Raw genomic sequence first — 18,462 nt, forward strand, 5'->3', positions numbered from 1 at the left:
CATTCAGAGGTCGAGCAGCCAACTGTGCTGCGGGTCGTTATGGAACTGCCAGACCCGCTTCGGGCCGGCCATGACGTTCAGGTAGTACGACTCGTACCCATAGGGCACGCTGACCGGGTGGTAACCCTTGGGCACCACCACCAGGTCGCTGTTCTCCACCGCCATGGCCTGGTCGATGCTGCGGTCATCGGTGTAGACCCGCTGGAACACGAAGCCCTGGGACGGGTTGACCTGGTGGTAATAGGTTTCCTCCAGGAAGCTCTGGTGCGGCAGGTCATCGGTGTCGTGTTTGTGCGGCGGGTAACTCGAGGAGTGCCCCGACGGCGTGCGCACTTCCACCACCAGCAGTGAGTGGGCCGGCTCGCTGTCGGGCAGGATGTCGCAGACATAGCGGGTGTTGGCGCCTTTGCCCCGCACGCTGCGCTTCATGCTGTCGGGCCGGATCAATCGCGGACCGTATTCGTTTTGGGCCGAACCCGGCGCGGCACACACCGCCACCTGCACATCGCTGAGGGCGGTCACCTGGGCCTGGCTGCCCGGTGGCAGGTAAGCGGCATAAGGTGACTTGTCCTCGAACACCGACTGGCGATCTCCAAGGTTGTCCCAATCGAAGGCGCCCTGCCCCGGCGCTTCGCCCTTGAGGCTGATGCGCCCGCTGAGCAGCACCAGGCACAGCTCCTTGTCGCCAGCGGCCACCGGCAGGGTTTCACCCAGGCTCAGGCGGTAGGCGGCGAAGCCGACGTATTCCAGCTCACCCGCCGGCAACTGGACCATGGTTCGGCCGCTGGAATGGCTCTTGATCAACAGGCTCATGACGGACTCCTTTCTTGCAGCAAGGCGCGCAGGGTGTCGTAGCCTTTCTTGGCGTAGGCATAACTCGGTGCTACGGCGGGGTCCTGCTCGGCTTCCACCACCAGCCAGCCTTGGTAGTCGGCGGCCAGCAGCACATCGAGCAACGCGGCGAAGTCGATATCGCCATCCCCCGGCACCGTGAAGGTGCCGTTGATGATGCAGTCGGGGAAGCTCCAGAGGTTATTGCGGGCCAGTTGCACCACCGGTTTGCGCACGTCCTTGAAGTGCACATGGCAGATGCGTTCGATGTGCTTGCGCAACACCTGCAACGGTTCGCCACCGCCCATGTAGCAGTGACCCGAATCGAACAACAGACCCACTTCGCTGCCGGTCAGGGCCATCAATTTGTCGATGTCCGCGGGCGACTCGACATAGGCACCCATGTGGTGGTGATAGGCCAGGCGCACGCCTTGGGACAAGGTGAAACGCGCCAGTTCGGTGAGTTTTTCGGCGTAGGCTTGCCAGGCCGCATCGGTGTGAAAACGGGGCCGCTCGACCAATGGAATGCGTTGGCCTTGAATGGAATCGGCGACCTCGCCGTAGACCAGCACGTTGGCGCCATTGTGCGCCAACAGCTCGACGTGGCTGGCGATGGCGTCGATTTCTTCGGCCGCCGAGCGCCGGGCCAGGCGACTGGAATACCAGCCGGAGACCAGCGCCAGGTCGTACGGCCGCAGCACATCGCCGACGCCCTTGGCGTCCTTGGGAAACTTGCCGTTGAGTTCGAAGCCTTCGTAGCCGATGGCTTTGCCTTCACTCAGCGCCGTACTCAACGGCGTCTCGCCGCCCAACGATGGCAAGTCGTCGTTGCTCCAGGAAATCGGGTTGATGCCAATTCGAATAGCGGGCATGGCTGCACCTTTTATTGTTTTTTCATAACCATTGAAGACGGCAATGAACCCTGTGGGAGCGAGCTTGCTCGCGATAGCGGTGGGTCAGGCGACTGGTTGTCAACTGTCAGTCCGCTATCGCGAGCAAGCTCGCTCCCACAGGTTCAGTATTCACAATGTCTGACTTCGCGCAGCACGCCAGGCATCGATCAACTCCACAAACCGGCCCTGCACCTGTTGGATCAGCGTTTCATCATCGATTTCCCCGGCCAGCCAGGCCCGGCTCGGTTCCTGGAAGATCGTGCGGCCCACGGCGAAACCGCGGCAGGTGGTGCTCTTTCTGGCTTGGCGAAACCCTTCGGCCAAGGCGGCGGCCGGGGCGTTGAGGCCCAGCAGCACCACGCCACGGCAATACGGGTCGCGCTGTTGGATCAGCTCATCGAGCTGCTGCCATTCATCCGCGCCCTGGGCTTCGATCTTCCACCACGCCGGAAAGATGCCCAGGTTGTAGAGGCGCTTGAGGGCGCGATAGAGCACGTCCGGGTGCGGTGATGGATGATCCTTGGGTGGAATGACTTCCAGCAGCAATTCATGGCCGCTGGCCTGGGAGGCCTTGTACAACCCCATCAATTGCGCCTCCTGCTCCAGGCGCAGCAGCGGTTCGTCGTCAGGGTGAAATTGCACCAGGCACTTGATGATCTGCTCCTGTGGCCAGGCGATCAGGTTGCTGCCAATCGAGCGCCCGTGTTCGAAGGCCAGTGGCCGCGAACCCTGCACTTCCACCGGCCTCGCCACCCACCAGCCGCGGCCGGTGGCAGCGTTCAGCGAATCCTGGCCGAAGCGCTGGTCGGCCAGCAGACCGACGTCAGCCTCGATGCCCTGGTGCCGCAGGTCGGCTTCGACCCGCGCCACCGCCTGAATGAACAATTGCTTGAGTTCGCCGATGCTGCTCAACTCGCGACCGCCCTTCTGGGCCAGTTCCACCAATTGTCCGCGATGGTCGAAGGCGAAGATGAACAGCTGTTTCCAAGTCTTGCGGGGCACGCTGACCTGATGCAGCCGTTGCAGCACGACATCTTGGTCCGGCCGGGTGATGGGCACCGGGCTGTCGAATAAATAGTCGAGTTCGGCCCGGGTCGGCATTGCCGGGGCGCAGGCATGGCGCGACACCACCAACCCACCGCAAGCATTGGCCAACTGGCAGCAGCGTTCGTCGCTGGCGTCCTCCAGCCAGCCGGCGAGAAATCCGGACATGAACGCATCGCCAGCGCCCAGTACATTCAAGACTTCGACCCGCACGCCCGGGTAAATGGCGCCGTCTTCGAGCCGGGCCGGAATGGCGCCATGGATCACCGTGCAGCCCTGGGGGCCGAGCTTGACCACCAGGGTCGCCGCCGTCAGCGAGCGCACGGTACGCAGCGCGGTCAGCAGGTCTTCACTGCCGCCGGCGATGAGAAATTCTTCTTCGGTGCCGACGATCAGATCAAAGCGCGGCAGAATGCTCTGCACGTGCTGGCTGACTTTCTGGTCGGCCACAAACCGCGTTTCGCCATCGGCCTTGCCCGCCAGGCCCCAAAGCACTGGGCGGTAATCGATGTCGAGGACCCGCTTGACCTGATGTTTTTGCGCATAGTCCAGCGCCTGGATACTAGCTTTGTAGACGCCGTCGGTGGAGAAATGCGTGCCGGTGATCAGCAACGCCTTGCTGGAAGCAATGAAGGTTTCGTCGATGTCTTCGGCGCGCAGCGCCATGTCGGCGCAGTTCTCCCGGTAGAACACCAGGGGAAAGGTTTCCCGGTCCTTGATCCCCAGCAGGACCATGGCCGTCAGGCGTTCGGGATCGACCTTGATGCCACTGACATCGCAGTCTTCGCGGGCCAGGGATTCCACCAGGAAGCGCCCCATGTGGTCATCGCCAACCCGGCTCAACATCGCCGACCTGAGCCCCAGGCGCGCCGTGCCGAAGGCGATGTTGGCCGAGGAACCGCCAAGGTACTTGGCGAAGCTCGAAACATCTTCCAGGCGCGCGCCGACTTGCTGCGCGTAGAGGTCGACGCCCAGGCGTCCCAGGCAGATCACATCCAATTGACGCCCACTGGCAAAACGAGTCTGGCCCATGCTGGCTCCTGTTATTTTTATCAGCCTGCGCTTGTCGCCGACACCGGCGCCAACGCTGTTGGTGCATGCAGACTAAAACGAGCAGCGCGCAACAATCAATAATTATTCTATAAATTTTTTACGTGGAATATTTTTTCCAATACGCTATGACCAAAGCGAAACCAGACGCAGTGCATCGTTTCAGCACCTGCTGCAACATTTGTCCGCCCATGATTTTCCCTGCGCCTACGCTGTAGACTGCGACCAGCCAACCTATTGTCGAGGGCCGGCCTTTTTTCGGGCCGCCCTATAAGAACAAGCCAGAAGGATTTTCTATGACCCGCCCCGATGATCTGCCGGCGCCGTCCGAGAGCGCGTCCAAACCTGCCCTCCCGAGCCCACCGATCAATGCCGAGCGCCTGCTGCAACTGATCACCGACGAATACGAAAGCCTGCCGCGCCAGCTCAAACGCATCGCCAGCTACATGAGCCAGCAGAGCGACCGGATCATGGTCGACCGCATCAGCGACATTGCCCGGGAATGCGAAGTGCACCCTTCGGCCATCGTCAGGTTTTCCCAGCGCTTCGGCTTCAGCGGGTTCAGCGAAATGCAGGCGTTGTTCCGCGAGGCCTACACCCACAAGACCACGCCGGTGCAGAACTATCAGCAGCGCATCCGCAGCATGATCGCCAACAAATCGCAGAAAGCCAGCGGCGGCGACCTGGCCCGCGAGTGCGTCAATGCGACCCTGTCGGGCATCGAGCGCCTGGGGTTGGAGCTGGACGACCAGGCGTTCGAAAAGGCCGTGGACCTGGTGGTCAACGCCGACAACATCTATGTGGTGGGCGTGCGCCGCTCGTTCGCGGTCGCCGATTACCTGGTCTACAACCTGCAACACACCAACAAACGCATTCATCTGGTGTCCGGCCTGGGGGGCAGCTACCGCGAGCAGATGCGCAGTGTGCGGGCCAACGACCTGGTCATCGCCATCAGCTTTACGCCCTACGGCAAGGAAACCCAGCACTGCCTGCGCATTGCCCAGCATCATCAGGCCAAGACCCTGATCATCACCGACAGCAACCTCTCGCCCCTGGCCAAGCGGGCCAACGCCGTGTTGCTGGTGAACGAAGGCAGTTCGTTCGCCTTTCGTTCGTTGAGCGCCACGTTGTGCCTGTGCCAAGCGTTGTTCATCGCCGTGGCTTACCGCCTGGAACTCAAGGTCGATGAAATCCATGAACAGGTCGGGTTCGAGGATTAACGCCCGCAAGATTTTCTCAAGGAGACGTCATGAAACTGATCGGCATGCTGGACTCGCCCTACGTGCGACGCGTCGCCATTTCCGCCAAGTGCCTGGGGGTTGCCCTGGAACACGAGTCCGTTTCGGTGTTTCGGCATTTCGAACAGTTCCAGCGCATCAACCCGGTGGTCAAGGCCCCGACCCTGGTGCTGGACGATGGCAACGTGCTGATGGACTCCACGTTGATCATCGACTACCTCGAGGCCTTGGCCGCGCCGGGCAAAAGCCTGATGCCGGTCGACAGTGGGCAACGGCTGCGCACACTGCGCTTGATCGGCCTGGCTCTGGCGGCGTGCGAGAAGTCGGTGCAGATCTACTACGAACGCAACCTACGGCCGACAGAAATCCAACACGCCCCTTGGGTCGAACGCGTGGAAGGCCAGTTGACGGCGGCCTATGGCATGCTCGAACAGGAACTGGTGAAACAGCCCCTGGCCACCGATGGCACACTCGATCAGGCGGGTATCACCGTGGCAGTGGCCTGGAGCTTCACCAACCTGGTGGTGCCGGACCAGGTGCAGGGCAAGTCATTCCCATCGATCAGCGCGTTCACCGCCTATGCCGAAGGGTTGGAGGCGTTTGTCAGCACCCCGATGGAATAAGCGCAGGGTTCCGATTCACCCTGGATCCCTGTGGGAGCGAGCTTGCTCGCGATAGCGGTGTACCAGTCAACATGGATACTGACTGACCTGACGCCATCGCGAGCAAGCTCGCTCCCACAGTTTGTTCCCGGTTGACTGCGGGATATGCACTCACCACAACTCCACAGTTTGTTTTCGGTTGACTGCGGGATATGTATTGATCACAGCCCCCACACAGGATTTGCTCAGGCCAGCTCCATTTCCTTTGGCTTTACCACCGGCGCCACCTCGAAGCGGTCCGCCAGGAACGGCGTGATGTCCAACGGCAAGGACTCGTTGTTCACCAGTTTGTCCAGCAACACGCCGGTGATGGCCGAGGTCAGGATGCCGGTGCGGAAATGCCCGCACGCGTTGAGATAGCCTTCCACCCCGCGCATCGGTCCCAGGATCGGTAATTCATCAGGCGAACCCGGGCGCAGGCCGGCCCAGGTTCGTTTCAGGTTGATATCGACCAACTGCGGAATGCAGCGCACCGCGCCTTGCACCAGCCCTTCGATCTCCGGATAAGTCGTGGTTACGTCGAAACCCTTGTCTTCGGTGGTGCTGCCGATGAGGATTTCACCGTTGTCTTTCTGCGCTACATAGCAGTCGCTGGTGGTCAGGCAGCCGTTGAGGATTTTCGGCATGCGCTCGGTGAGCAGGATCTGACCCTTGACCGGCTTGACCGGAATCCGCACGCCGGTGGCCTGCTCGCTCAGGTCCGCCGCCCAGGCGCCGGCCGCATTGATCAGGGTCCGGCAGTGGAAAGTCCCCGCCTCGGCGGTTTGCACCCCTGTCACTCGCGTGCCGCTGCGCAACACCTCGGTCACGTTGGTGTTGAAGAACAGGTCGACGCCGTTCTGCCGGGCGCCTTCAGTGTAGGCGTCGGCCAGGCGGAACGGGCTGAGCTGGTGATCGCAGAGAAACTCCAGGGCACCCAGGGCCTCATGGCTCACATTCGGCTCCGCTGCACGCAAGGCCGCCTGGTCAAGCCAGCGTACCTGGTCCGCCAGGTGTGGAATGCAGGCGACGATGTGCTCGGCGTACAAACGGTCTTCGTCGTCGTAGATCACGAACTTGAGCCCGGTCTCCTCGAACTTGAAATCCATGCCATGGCGGTCGATCAATTCGCGGTGCAACTGCGGGTACATCGCATTGGACTGCAAGGCGAAATCGAAGAACGACTGCGGCAGGATGTGCGGCGTGCTGGCATCCACCGCCACCGCGGCGCCCTGGGTCTGGCGCTTGCGGTTGGCCGACATCATGCGAAAGAAGATCACCCCGCAACCCAGGCCCACCGACTCACCGATGGCCCACAGCCCACCCGCCGAGGCGCGGGTCGCGTTGCCGGGGCGCTTGGCGTCGATCAGGGCGATCTTCAGATGTTTGCGCTTGGACAGTTGATAGGCACACGAAGCCCCGATCACACCGCCACCGGCGATGACCACGTCATAGTCCTTAATCATGGGAAACGGTCTCCGTGCCGACGTTCTGGAACGCTGAAAAGGGAATCGGATCGATAGGGAAACGCGGCCGCAGCCAACCCACGTCGGCGCGCCCGGTGGCTTCGCGCAAGCGATCGGTGCAGTAGCCGACGCACATTCGCCCCTGGCAATCGCCCATGCTCACGCGGGTGCGCATCTTCAGGCTGGCCATGTCTTGCACGCCTTGCTCCAGTGCCCGGTCGATGTCGGCGCGGGTAGCATGCTCGCAGCGGCAGATCACCGTGTCGGCGGCAGGCAACGCGGTTTGCCCGGCACCACGCTGGGTGTAGCGATCCACGGCGGCGCGAAAGCGAATGATCCGCGCCAGTTGCGTCTGGTAGCGCTCCCGGTGGGCCAGGGCCGTGGACGTATCCAGCACGTTGCGTTGCATGAGGATCGACAACGCCGCGATGCGCCCGCTGAGCATGGCCGCTTCACCGCCACGGATCCCGCCCATGTCGCCGGCCAGGTGAATGTGCGCTTCGCTGCTTTGTTGCCAGGCATCGGACACGGCCCGCAAATAGCCGTCCTCGCTGAAACCGTGCTCCAGGCCCATCTGCTGGCTCAATTGAGTCCGCGGGATAAACCCGTAGCCCACCGCCAGGGTCTGGGCCGGCACCTGTTCGGCGCGTTTGAGGTCCGGCTCCCAGGTCGCGGAATAAGGCGCGATGGTGACGTGGCTCAACTCACCCTCGCCGTCAGCCTGCACCACGCCCCAGCCATAGCGCACGGGAATGCGATTGAGCTTGAGGTAGGCCAGCATGCTCAGGCCGTCGAGAAACAGCTGCGGCTTGTTCAGCAACGCCAGGCTTTCCTTGGCGATCCGGCCGAACCCACAGGCTTCGAAGACACCCGCCACCGCCACGCCCGAAGCGTGCAGCTGGCAGGCCACCAGCGGTAGCAACGGCCCCGTGCCGGCGATCACCACCGGGCTCGGTGGCCGGACCACGCCGCTCTTGATCTGCAATTGCAGGCCTCCGAGCAACATCACTCCCGGCAGCGCCCAGCCAGGAAACGGCACGCTGCGTTCGTGACAACCGGCCGCCAGGACCAGGTGGGAATAGGCGACCTCGCCCAGGCGCTCGTCGGCATCCAGCAGCATCAACGCCCGGAAGCCTTCGGCACCGATGACACGGTTGCCCAATCGCACCTCGATCAACCCGGCGTGGCGCTGGTATTCTCCGTGGAGCTTTTCCAGGGCTTCGCTGTAGCGCGGCCCCAGGTAATCCAGGCTGACGCCATCGCGCAGCGGCCCGCGGTACACGACGCCGCCGAGGCGTGGCGCTTCTTCGAGCAAGGTGCAACGCACCCCGTGGGTGGCCAGCTCGATGGCCGCAGCCATGCCCGCCGGCCCACCGCCGACAATCACCGGATCGAGGCTCATGGCGCCTCCGTTTCGGTCATGCGGTTGGCCCGGGTTTCGATCTGCATGCCAGGGCGCACCAGGGTCTGGCAGGCACGGCGCTTGTGGCGGCCGTCGATTTTGACCAGGCAGCACTGGCACACGCCCATGCCGCAGTAGGCGCCGCTGATCTGGTCGTGGTCGTTGCGGGCGACCTGGCGTTGCCCCAGGGACTGGATGACGGTGAGGACGGTTTCCCCGTGGGCGGCGTTGACGGCTTGCCCGTCCAGGCGCACCGTCATGTCGGCGCGGGTCAACGGCTGGATATCGAATGTTCGGCGTAGAACGTCTTGAGGTTGCATCATGCTGCTCTTCCTTGAAGGTTCAGTGAGGTTGCGGCTCCTTGCGGCACACATCCACCGGTTCGCGTCGGTACCCGGCAACAGCGCACCGAGGCGGGGCAACAGACGCAACATGATAGTGCGAGCGAAATTCATGTTAGGGATAATTTGTGACCAAGTGTTGATCCAGGCCAGCGAATCGGCGTGTCGGTCCATGAACTTTTTTTCAGAAAGCCGACAGGTAATTTTTGGCAGAATGCTGCGCAATCGCTCCAACTTCCTCACACGGTACCGCCCATGAACCGCATCCTGACCATCGAAGACGACGCCGTGACCGCCCGTGAAATCGTTGCCGAGCTGACCCGCAACGGCCTGGACGTCGATTGGGTCGACAACGGCCGCGAAGGCCTGGAACGGGCGGTCAGCGGCGACTACGACTTGATCACGCTGGACCGCATGCTGCCTGAGCTCGACGGCCTGGTGATCGTCACCACGCTGCGCACCATGGGCGTGGCCACGCCGATCCTGATGATCAGCGCCCTTTCCGATGTGGATGAGCGCGTGCGTGGCCTGCGGGCCGGCGGCGACGATTACCTGACCAAGCCATTCGCCACCGACGAAATGGCCGCCCGGGTCGAAGTGCTGCTGCGGCGCAACAATGGCACCCGCGAGCCGGAAACCGCGCTGCGGGTGGCCGACCTGGAACTGAACCTGATCAGCCGCGAAGCCAGCCGCAACGGGCAACTGCTGAGCCTGTTGCCCACCGAATACAAGCTGCTGGAATTCCTGATGCGCAACAGCGGGCAAATCCTCTCGCGCATGATGATTTTCGAGGAAGTCTGGGGCTATCACTTCGACCCCGGCACCAACCTGATCGACGTCCACATCGGCCGCCTGCGCAAGAAAATCGACCCGCCGGGCCTGGAACCGCTGATTCGCACGGTACGGGGTTCCGGCTATGTCATTGCTGAACCCCGCTAAGGGCTGGCGCTCCTCCAGCAGCCGCCTGCTGGCGCTGTACAGTTCGCTGTTCGTGATCTGGAGCGCGATCCTGATGGGGGTGATGTATTACGAAGTGTTTGGCTACCTCGACAGCCTGGCCAAACACTCCCTGATGCAGCGTCAGCACCTGTTCGCCCGGATCCACGGCGACCAACTGGAAGATGCGCTCATGGCCAGCCTGACGCTGGACGAGCGCGGTGTCGACGCCTACGGGCTGTTCGATCCGCAACTGCGCCATTTGAGCGGGCCGATCCTGCGTGTGCCCGCCGACCTGCCCCTTGACGGCAAGATCCACATGCTCGGCGGCTGCGTCGATTCCGATGACCCGGGTGTGCCTTCCGACAGTTGCGACGCGGTGGCGACCCGGACCCAGGACGGCCGCTGGCTGATCCTGGCCCGGGATAACGGCTCGCTGTTCGCAGTGACACGGATCATCTTGCACGCGCTGTTCTGGGGCGTATCGCTGACCATCCTGCCAGGCATCGCTGGCTGGCACCTGCTGCGCCGCCGCCCGCTACGCCGGATTCGCCAGTTGCAGGCCAGCGCCGAAGCCATCGTCGCCGGCGACCTGACCCATCGCCTGCCGCTGTCGAGCCGGCGCGATGAGCTGGACATGCTGGCGGCGATCGTCAACGCCATGCTCGAGCGCATCGAACGCCTGATGAACGAGGTCAAGGGCGTGTGCGACAACATCGCCCATGACCTGCGCACCCCGTTGACGCGCCTGCGTGCCCAGCTTTATCGCATCCAGCAGCAAGCGCCGGACGGCTCCCCCGAGGCCTTGCAGATGGACCAGGTGATCGCCGAGACCGACACCCTGATGGCGCGTTTTCGCGGTTTGTTGCGGATTTCCGAACTGGAAGACCAGCAACGGCGCTCGGGCTTCGTGCGCCTCGATCCGTTGCAGTTATTGCAAGAGTTGCATGATTTTTACCTGCCCTTGGCCGAGGAAGGCGAACTGACCTTCATCCTGGAGGCGCCCGACGCCCTGCCCCTGCTCAACGGCGACCGGGCCTTGCTGTTCGAGGCCGTGTCGAACCTGCTGAGCAACTCCATCAAATTCACCCCGCCGGGGGGCACCGTGATCCTGCGTGGAGTCGACCAGGGCGACAGCACGCGCATCGAAGTGCTCGACTCCGGCCCGGGCATCCCCGAGGCGGAGCGCAAGGCCGTATTCCGCCGTTTCTACCGCGCAGAAGGCAGCAGCCAGCACGGTGGATTCGGCCTGGGCCTGTCGATCGTCGCAGCGATCGTCAACCTGCACGGGTTTACATTGGAGGTGGGCAGCAGCGAACACGGCGGCGCGCGGTTGGTACTCGATTGCCGGGGGACATTGTTGTAGCCATGGGATGGGTGTGCTTGATCTTTATCTATCAGAGCTCACTGCGATGCAACGGGGTGTTTTGCAGTTCATAGCGCAGCTCATCGATCAGCTTCGCGATACTGTCTTCCGAGCGGACGCTGTCGACACTCATGCCACTCACCACCAAGTCCACCTCGCCGCTTTCACGGTGATACAGGCGCACGGTGAGGGTACCGTCGCCATTGAGGCTGCATTCGCAGGCCAGCGGCGTAAAGCTTTCTTCGAGGCGGGCACGCAAGGGGGCCAAATGGGTCATGCGATGCACCTTAGCCCTGAGGGGACAAATGAACGATAGACAGCGCCGACCTCCTGGTCCGAATAGATATCCTGTCGCGCTCGTATCGGGTTCGTTCACTGCACATCGTGGCGTATTCCTTGAGTGTTCCGTGGGGGACGCGACATCACAAACGATGTCACACCCTCATAGCCTAAGGAACCGCCCCCCCGTGCAAAACCCGAATTTGCACCAGTACACCCGGTACATTTGCACTGGCTATCATGGTGCCTTCATCCGCCATTCGCCGGCGAACAAACCTCGCTCTCGCGCCCAGACAATCGCCTCGCTGCGGCTGTGGACATCCAGTTTCGAATACAGTGTCGCCACGTGATTGCGCACGGTGTTGGGCGCCAGCTTCAGCCGCGCGGCGATTTCCTTGTCGGCCAGCCCCTCGCAGATCAGCCCCAGCACGTCCCGTTCCCGGGCCGTCAGCTCGGTGAATGACACGCTCGGCACCTGGGCGTTGATGCTCTTCACGTTGGCCAGTTTCTCAATCAGGGTCCGGCTGAACCAGGACGCGTCTTTCATCACCTCCTCAATGGCCGCCACCAGCTCCAGCTCCGAGCGCTTGCGTTCAGTGATGTTCATCAGCACCAACAGGTAACAGGGCTTGTCCTGGATGAGCAAGGTGTCGGCGGCGACCTCACAGTCGATGAGCTGACCGCCTTTCTTATGCACCTTGACGTCGATACTGGAGACCGCGGCAGTCTTTTCCAGCCGGGCAAACAGCGCGGCGCCGGCGTCCTTGTCGAGAAAACCGATCTCCTCCACGGTTTTACCCAGCAACTCTTCGCTGGCGTAACCGGTGGTCTGGAGAAACGCTTCGTTGATTTCCAGCAATTGCTGTTCGGCGCTGCACACCAAGGTGGGCACGGGCGACAGGCGGAACGACTTGGCAAAACGCTCCTCGCTCTGGCGCAGCGCCGTTTCAGCCTTGCGGCGCGGCTCCATGTCCATGAAGGAAAACAGCATGCAGTCTTCGTCATGCAGGTCCAGGGGCTGACCGGCGACGACCACCTGCTTGCTGGTGCCATCGGGCAATTTCAATTCGGCCTGCATCTGCGGAATCGTCGCGCCCTGCCCCAGGCGCTCGACGGCCAGGTCGCGTTTTTCGGCGGCTTCGAGCACATCCAGTTCGTACACCGAACGCCCGATCACCTGCTCGCGGCTGTAGCCGGTCATCTCCAGGAACCCCGGATTGACCTTGATGTAGCGCAGGTCGCTGAGGCGACAGATCACCGCCGGCGCCGGGTTGGCCCCAAAGGTTTTCTCGAAGCGCTGCTCGGCGCTGGCCCATTCGGTGGCATCGCTGAGGATCAACACGAGCAGTTCCGGCTCGCCGTTGCGGTCGGCCAGGACCATGCTGCGGATCCGATGCACCCAGGTGCGATCCGGCTCGGCCTTGGGGGTGACCTCCACCAACACATCGCTGAACTCATCGCCACGGGCAACCCGGGCGATGGGATAGTTGTCTTCCGTCAGCGGATGATTGTTGCGGTAACGCAAATTGAACCGCTGGGCGTATTCCTCGGCGTTGGCGCCCAGCGCCTTGAGGTCCTCGACCCCGTGCATGGTCAAGGCCGCTGCGTTGGCCCAAGCGATGGCCTGATCGACCTCGATCAACATCACCCCGTCGGACAGTCCGGCAATGATCTGCAGCAATTGACGACGGTTGGTATCGGTGGTCGGGACTTGCTGATTCATTGGGTCTCCATGTGATTCAGGCGCGCATGGAAGTTACGACCACCCCCAGTGATGACACGTTCCCCATAGCAGCGACGTAGGAGCTGTGTAGGAGCTGTCGAGTGCAACGAGGCTGCGATCTTTCCATTACCAATTGAGTCGAGAGCGAAAGATCAAGATCAAGAGATCGCAGGCTTCGCCAGCTCCTACATAAACGTTCAGCTGCGATCTTCTAACCTTCACGCCGCCATGCGCCCCTCGGCAATCGCCTGGGAGGCCGCCAGCATCGCTCGCAGCAACACCGCACAACCGGCGGCGAGGTCATCCGGATCGGCGTTTTCGATTTCGTTGTGGCTGATACCGCCTTCGCAGGGTACGAAGATCATCCCGGCCGGGCCCAGTTCGGCGAGGAAGATCGCGTCATGGCCGGCACCGCTGACGATGTCCAGGTGGGACAGGCCCAGCCCCTGGGCGGCACCACGCACGGCGTCGACGCAGCCCTGGTCGAAATACAGCGGCGGGAAGTCGGCGGTGGGTTTCAAGTCGAAGGTCAGGCCGTGCTGCCGGCAGGTGTCTTCGATCACTTGCTTGACCTCGGCGATCATCGAATCCAGGCGCGCCGGTTCCAGATGACGGAAATCCAGGGTCATGCGCACTTCGCCGGGAATGACGTTACGTGAACCTGGATAGGCTTGCAGACAACCGACCGTGCCGCAGGCATGGGGCTGATGACCGAGTGCGGCGCGGTTGACGGCGCCGACAATGATCGAGGCGCCCACCAGGGCGTCCTTGCGCAGGTGCATCGGGGTCGGGCCGGCGTGAGCCTCGATGCCCCGCAAGGTCAGGTCGAACCACTTCTGCCCCAGGGCGCCCATCACCACACCGATGGTCTTGCCCTCGTCCTCGAGGATCGGCCCCTGTTCGATGTGCGCCTCGAAATACGCCCCCACCGGATGCCCGCTGACCGGGCGCGGGCCGGCATAGCCAATGGCGTTGAGCGCCTGGCCCACGCTGATACCCTCGGCGTCGGTCTTGGCGAGGGTTTCTTCAAGGGTGAATTTCTCGGCGAACACCCCGGAGCCCATCATGCATGGAGCGAAGCGCGAGCCTTCTTCGTTGGTCCAGACCACCACCTCCAACGGCGCTTCGGTCTCGATGTTCAGGTCATTGAGGGTGCGCAGCACCTCCAGCCCGGACAGTACGCCAAAGCAGCCGTCGAACTTGCCGCCGGTGGGTTGGGTGTCGATGTGGCTGCCAGTCATGACCGGTGGCAGGTTCGGATTGCGCCCCGGGCGCCGGGCGAAGATATTGCCCACCCCATCGATGCTGACGGTACAGCCCGCCGCCTGGGTCCATTGCACGAACAGGTCGCGGGCCTGGCGGTCGAGGTCGGTCAGGGCCAGCCGGCACACACCGCCCTTGACCGTGGCACCGAGCTGGGCCAGCTCCATGAGCGATTGCCACAGGCGGTCGCGGTTGATGTGCGAGTGGGTGGATTGCAGGACGTCGATGGCTGCGTTCATGGGATCTCCTTCAGGCAGTTATCTCATTTCAACGCGGTTCAGTGTGGGAGCGGGCTTGCTCGCGAATGCGGTGCATCAGCCCGCATTGATGTTGATTGACCCACCGCATTCGCGAGCAAGCCCGCTCCCACAGGAACCGCATTCATCTGTTATTGCAGAGGTGACTTGGCGACAGCCGGGCTGGCCCCCTGCATACTGCACAACCCGTAATAAATCACCCCACCCAGGGCCGAGCCGGTGAACCAGCCGTAGCTGTAGAACCAGCTGAACGCGTCGCTGCCCAGGGACAACAAGGTCAGCACCACCGGCACGCCAAAGGCGATGAAGCCGTTCCAGTTCCATGCGGGATACACGTCGTCGCGGTACAGCCCGGCCAGGTCCAGTTGCTGTTTCTTGATCAGGAAATAATCCACCACCATGATCCCGGCAATCGGCCCCAGCAGGCTTGAATAGCCCAGCAGCCAATTGGAATAGACCGACTCGAGGCTGACCTCGGAGACGATCAGGCCGAGTTTCTTCAACAGCTCATGGGCCATCAGCGCCAGCCCCACCAGCCCGGTGAGCATCACGGCCTTGGTGCGGCCGATCAGTTTCGGCGCCAGGTTCTGGAAGTCGTTGGTGGGCGAAACGATGTTGGCCGCGGTGTTGGTCGACAGCGTGGCGACGATGATCAGCACCATGGCCAGCGCCACCCACACCGGGCTCTGGATGTGCCCGATCAAGGTCACCGGGTCGGAGACGGTCACCCCTACCAGTTTTTCCGAGGCGGCGGTCATGACCACACCGAGGGAGGCGAACAGGAACATGGTCAACGGCAGTCCGATGATCTGCCCCACGACTTGGTCTTTCTGGCTCCTGGCATACCGGCTGAAGTCCGGAATGTTCAACGACAGGGTGGCCCAGAAACCGACCATGGCCGTCAGCCCGGCGAGGAAATAGCCGGTCACCCCGGCGCCTTCGGGTCGCTTGGCCGGGACCGCCATCAGTTCAGTCAATGAAACGTTGGGCAATGCCCACACCAACAGACCGACGCCCACCAGCACCAGCAGCGGCGCTGACAAGGTTTCCAGCCATTTGATCGACTCGGCGCCGCGCAACACCACCCACAGGTTGATGACCCAGAACACCATGAAACCGATCACTTCGCCGGTGCCGCCCAGGCTCTTCCAGCCGTCGAACACCGAGCCGAGAAACAGGTGGATCGCCAGCCCGCCGAACATCGTCTGGATGCCGAACCAGCCGCACGCCACCAAGGCGCGGATCAGACACGGCACGTTGGAACCGATGACCCCAAAGGACGAGCGCAACAGCACCGGAAACGGGATGCCGTATTTGGTCCCGGCGAAAGCGTTCAGGGTCAGGGGGATCAGCACGATGATATTGGCAAACAGAATCGCCAGCAGTGCCTCGCCCACCGTCAGGCCGAAATAGGCTGTGAGCACGCCGCCGAGGGTGTAGGTCGGCACGCAGATCGCCATGCCCACCCACAGTGCGGTGATGTGCCATTTGTTCCAGGTTCGCTCGTGCACCTTGGTCGGCGCGATGTCGTGGTTATAACGGGAGCTGTCGAGGACGTCGCTGCCGGCTTCAAGCTCGAACAATCCGTCGCGCTCGGTCACTGTTGATCTGGTCATGTCCGCTCCACTGTTTTCATTATTTTTGCTCATCGACGGGCGATGGCCGGAGTACTTGCACGCGTGCTACCGACCACCCCGCCAGACCCACGACGGCACTCAATAACCGTGCCGGATAATGCGCCGAGCTGACCGGATGATCGATATAACCCTTTCAACCTTCTGATGTTTAACGTTTTAAAGCCACGTTATTGCCTTGTCTCACTCCCTGCATATCGCCCTTTAGGCTAGATGACCTTCACGCCCTGTCGAGAGGAAGATTCAAAGTGGTGCACCCCGGATCAACGCGAGGTGTCTATACCGCACTTGCAACGCTTTCAAGCCGCTGATTTACCATGACAAATCTCGCTCAAATAACGATCCTGTCAAGTGCGTCAAAATGGTGAGCAGGCTCACCATTTTGGTGAATTTATAATTTAATCCTTAAATTTCAATAAGTTATTTAACGTATAAGCTTATAAAAAATAATCTTGCTCATTTCATAAACTCCAGCTAGCGTCTAATCCTGACAGTCGTGACAAGAATATAAACCGGCACGACTTTACCTACCGTGATCGATAAAACATAAAGAACCGGCAACAGTCGGTCATGCCTGCGAGGAACTCGGAATGTCTCTGTTGATCCGTGGCGCCACCGTTATTACCCATGATGAAAGTTATCGCGCCGATGTGTTTTGCGCCGACGGCGTGATCAAGGCCATCGGTGACAACCTGGATGTTCCGGCCGCTGTCGAAGTGCTCGATGGCAGTGGTCAATACCTGATGCCCGGCGGCATCGATCCCCATACACATATGCAGTTGCCGTTCATGGGCACGGTCGCCAGTGAAGACTTCTTCAGCGGCACGGCGGCGGGTCTCGCCGGCGGCACCACGTCGATCATCGACTTCGTGATTCCCAACCCCCAACAGTCGCTGATGGAGGCCTTTCATCAATGGCGGGGCTGGGCCGAGAAAAGCGCCAGCGACTACGGGTTCCACGTGGCGATCACTTGGTGGAGCGAACAGGTCCGCGAAGAAATGGCCGAGCTGGTCAGCCATCACGGGGTGAACAGCTTCAAGCATTTCATGGCCTACAAGAACGCAATCATGGCCGCCGACGACACCTTGGTGGCGAGCTTCGAGCGCTGCCTGGAATTGGGCGCGGTGCCCACCGTGCACGCCGAGAATGGCGAACTGGTCTATCACCTGCAACGCAAGCTGCTGGCCCAGGGCATCACCGGCCCCGAAGCCCATCCGTTGTCACGCCCTTCGCAAGTGGAAGGCGAAGCCGCGAGCCGCGCCATCCGCATCGCCGAAACCCTGGGCACGCCGCTGTACCTGGTGCACGTGTCCACCAAGGAAGCCCTGGACGAAATCACCTACGCCCGCAGCAAGGGCCAACCGGTCTACGGTGAAGTACTGGCCGGGCATCTGTTGCTGGACGACAGTGTTTATCGCGATCCCGACTGGCAGACCGCCGCTGGCTACGTGATGAGCCCGCCCTTCCGCCCACGCGGGCATCAGGAAGCACTCTGGCACGGCTTGCAATCCGGCAACCTGCACACCACCGCCACCGATCACTGCTGCTTCTGCGCCGAACAGAAGGCCGCCGGGCGTGACGACTTCAGCAAGATCCCCAACGGCACCGCCGGAATCGAAGACCGCATGGCGGTGCTCTGGGACGAGGGGGTCAATAGCGGCAAGTTGTCGATGCAGGACTTCGTCGCGCTCACCTCCACCAACACCGCGAAGATTTTCAACCTTTACCCACGCAAGGGGGCGATCCGCGTCGGCGCCGACGCGGACCTGGTGCTTTGGGATCCCCAGGGCAGCCGCACGATCTCAGCCAAGACCCACCACCAGCAAGTGGACTTCAACATCTTCGAAGGCAAGACCGTGCGCGGCGTGCCCAGCCACACCATCAGCCAGGGTCGGCTGGTGTGGGCCGACGGCGACCTGCGGGCCGAGCGCGGCGCCGGGCGCTACATCGAACGGCCGGCGTACCCGGCGGTGTTCGATTTGCTGAGCAAGCGGGCGGAGTTGCACAGGCCGGTTGCCGTGAAGCGCTGAACCCAGGCCTTCGGCCTATCGCGAGCAAGCTCGCTCCCACACTCGATTTGGGTGGATGCGAAAGCCAC

Annotated in this window: 15 protein-coding genes; 5 read left to right on the forward strand and 10 right to left on the reverse strand. The window is 62.1% G+C overall.

What is annotated here, in order from left to right; translation table 11 throughout:
• Positions 1-3: 3 nt before the first annotated feature.
• The 3 genes from iolB to AB7M32_RS21655 form a co-directional block, all read right to left on the reverse strand.
• Entirely contained in the window at positions 4-813 is an 810-nt protein-coding gene (gene iolB / locus AB7M32_RS21645; RefSeq protein WP_454251303.1) for a 5-deoxy-glucuronate isomerase, read from the reverse strand.
• Entirely contained in the window at positions 810-1,703 is an 894-nt protein-coding gene (gene iolE / locus AB7M32_RS21650; RefSeq protein WP_454251304.1) for a myo-inosose-2 dehydratase, read from the reverse strand. The genes iolB and iolE overlap by 4 nt, the downstream gene beginning before the upstream one ends.
• Before the next feature lie 150 nt (positions 1,704-1,853).
• Entirely contained in the window at positions 1,854-3,800 is a 1,947-nt protein-coding gene (locus AB7M32_RS21655) for a bifunctional 5-dehydro-2-deoxygluconokinase/5-dehydro-2-deoxyphosphogluconate aldolase (protein WP_454251305.1), read from the reverse strand.
• Between the two features lie 314 nt (positions 3,801-4,114).
• On the opposite strand from AB7M32_RS21655, the gene AB7M32_RS21660 reads away from it, so the two are divergent.
• Together AB7M32_RS21660 and AB7M32_RS21665 are read left to right on the forward strand one after the other, a co-directional pair.
• On the forward strand, positions 4,115-5,038 hold the full coding sequence (locus AB7M32_RS21660) for a MurR/RpiR family transcriptional regulator (protein WP_454251306.1): 924 nt from the start codon (positions 4,115-4,117) through the stop codon (positions 5,036-5,038).
• A 29-nt stretch (positions 5,039-5,067) separates the two neighbouring features.
• On the forward strand, positions 5,068-5,679 hold the full coding sequence (locus AB7M32_RS21665; RefSeq protein WP_454251307.1) for a glutathione S-transferase: 612 nt from the start codon (positions 5,068-5,070) through the stop codon (positions 5,677-5,679).
• Between the two features lie 224 nt (positions 5,680-5,903).
• On the opposite strand, the gene hcnC is transcribed toward AB7M32_RS21665, so the two are convergent.
• Genes hcnC through hcnA form a run of 3 tightly spaced genes read right to left on the reverse strand, consistent with a single transcriptional unit; the run spans position 5,904 to position 8,885 of the window.
• Complete coding sequence (gene hcnC / locus AB7M32_RS21670; RefSeq protein ID WP_454251308.1) at positions 5,904-7,163, reverse strand: cyanide-forming glycine dehydrogenase subunit HcnC; 1,260 nt, start codon at positions 7,161-7,163, stop codon at positions 5,904-5,906.
• Entirely contained in the window at positions 7,156-8,565 is a 1,410-nt protein-coding gene (gene hcnB, locus AB7M32_RS21675; RefSeq protein WP_454251309.1) for a cyanide-forming glycine dehydrogenase subunit HcnB, read from the reverse strand. The genes hcnC and hcnB overlap by 8 nt, the downstream gene beginning before the upstream one ends.
• The gene (gene hcnA, locus AB7M32_RS21680) at positions 8,562-8,885 is read right to left on the reverse strand and encodes a cyanide-forming glycine dehydrogenase subunit HcnA (protein WP_072404983.1); all 324 of its coding nucleotides are present in this window, start codon (positions 8,883-8,885) and stop codon (positions 8,562-8,564) included. The genes hcnB and hcnA overlap by 4 nt, the downstream gene beginning before the upstream one ends.
• A 276-nt stretch (positions 8,886-9,161) precedes the next feature.
• Here hcnA and AB7M32_RS21685 point away from each other — a divergent pair, with 276 nt between their 5' ends.
• Together AB7M32_RS21685 and AB7M32_RS21690 are read left to right on the forward strand one after the other, a co-directional pair.
• Positions 9,162-9,845: a response regulator transcription factor gene (locus tag AB7M32_RS21685; protein ID WP_053122824.1), complete on the forward strand. Its 684-nt coding sequence runs from the start codon at positions 9,162-9,164 to the stop codon at positions 9,843-9,845.
• Positions 9,823-11,208: a sensor histidine kinase gene (locus AB7M32_RS21690; RefSeq protein ID WP_454251310.1), complete on the forward strand. Its 1,386-nt coding sequence runs from the start codon at positions 9,823-9,825 to the stop codon at positions 11,206-11,208. Before AB7M32_RS21685 ends, AB7M32_RS21690 begins: the two co-directional genes overlap by 23 nt.
• A gap of 31 nt (positions 11,209-11,239) precedes the next feature.
• Here the strand turns inward: AB7M32_RS21690 and AB7M32_RS21695 are convergent, their stop codons facing one another.
• The 4 genes from AB7M32_RS21695 to AB7M32_RS21710 form a co-directional block, all read right to left on the reverse strand.
• Positions 11,240-11,485 (reverse strand): DUF1652 domain-containing protein, encoded by a 246-nt coding sequence (locus tag AB7M32_RS21695; protein WP_454251311.1) that lies wholly within the window; start codon positions 11,483-11,485, stop codon positions 11,240-11,242.
• Positions 11,486-11,725: 240 nt separating this feature from the next.
• Entirely contained in the window at positions 11,726-13,210 is a 1,485-nt protein-coding gene (locus tag AB7M32_RS21700; RefSeq protein WP_454251312.1) for a helix-turn-helix transcriptional regulator, read from the reverse strand.
• 218 nt (positions 13,211-13,428) lie between these two features.
• Entirely contained in the window at positions 13,429-14,712 is a 1,284-nt protein-coding gene (locus AB7M32_RS21705; protein WP_454251313.1) for a Zn-dependent hydrolase, read from the reverse strand.
• A gap of 149 nt (positions 14,713-14,861) precedes the next feature.
• The gene (locus tag AB7M32_RS21710; protein ID WP_454251314.1) at positions 14,862-16,346 is read right to left on the reverse strand and encodes an NCS1 family nucleobase:cation symporter-1; all 1,485 of its coding nucleotides are present in this window, start codon (positions 16,344-16,346) and stop codon (positions 14,862-14,864) included.
• Between the two features lie 608 nt (positions 16,347-16,954).
• Here AB7M32_RS21710 and hydA point away from each other — a divergent pair.
• On the forward strand, positions 16,955-18,394 hold the full coding sequence (hydA, locus tag AB7M32_RS21715) for a dihydropyrimidinase (RefSeq protein ID WP_454251315.1): 1,440 nt from the start codon (positions 16,955-16,957) through the stop codon (positions 18,392-18,394).
• Positions 18,395-18,462 lie beyond the last annotated feature (68 nt).

Source organism: Pseudomonas sp. R151218B TE3479 (assembly GCF_053629195.1).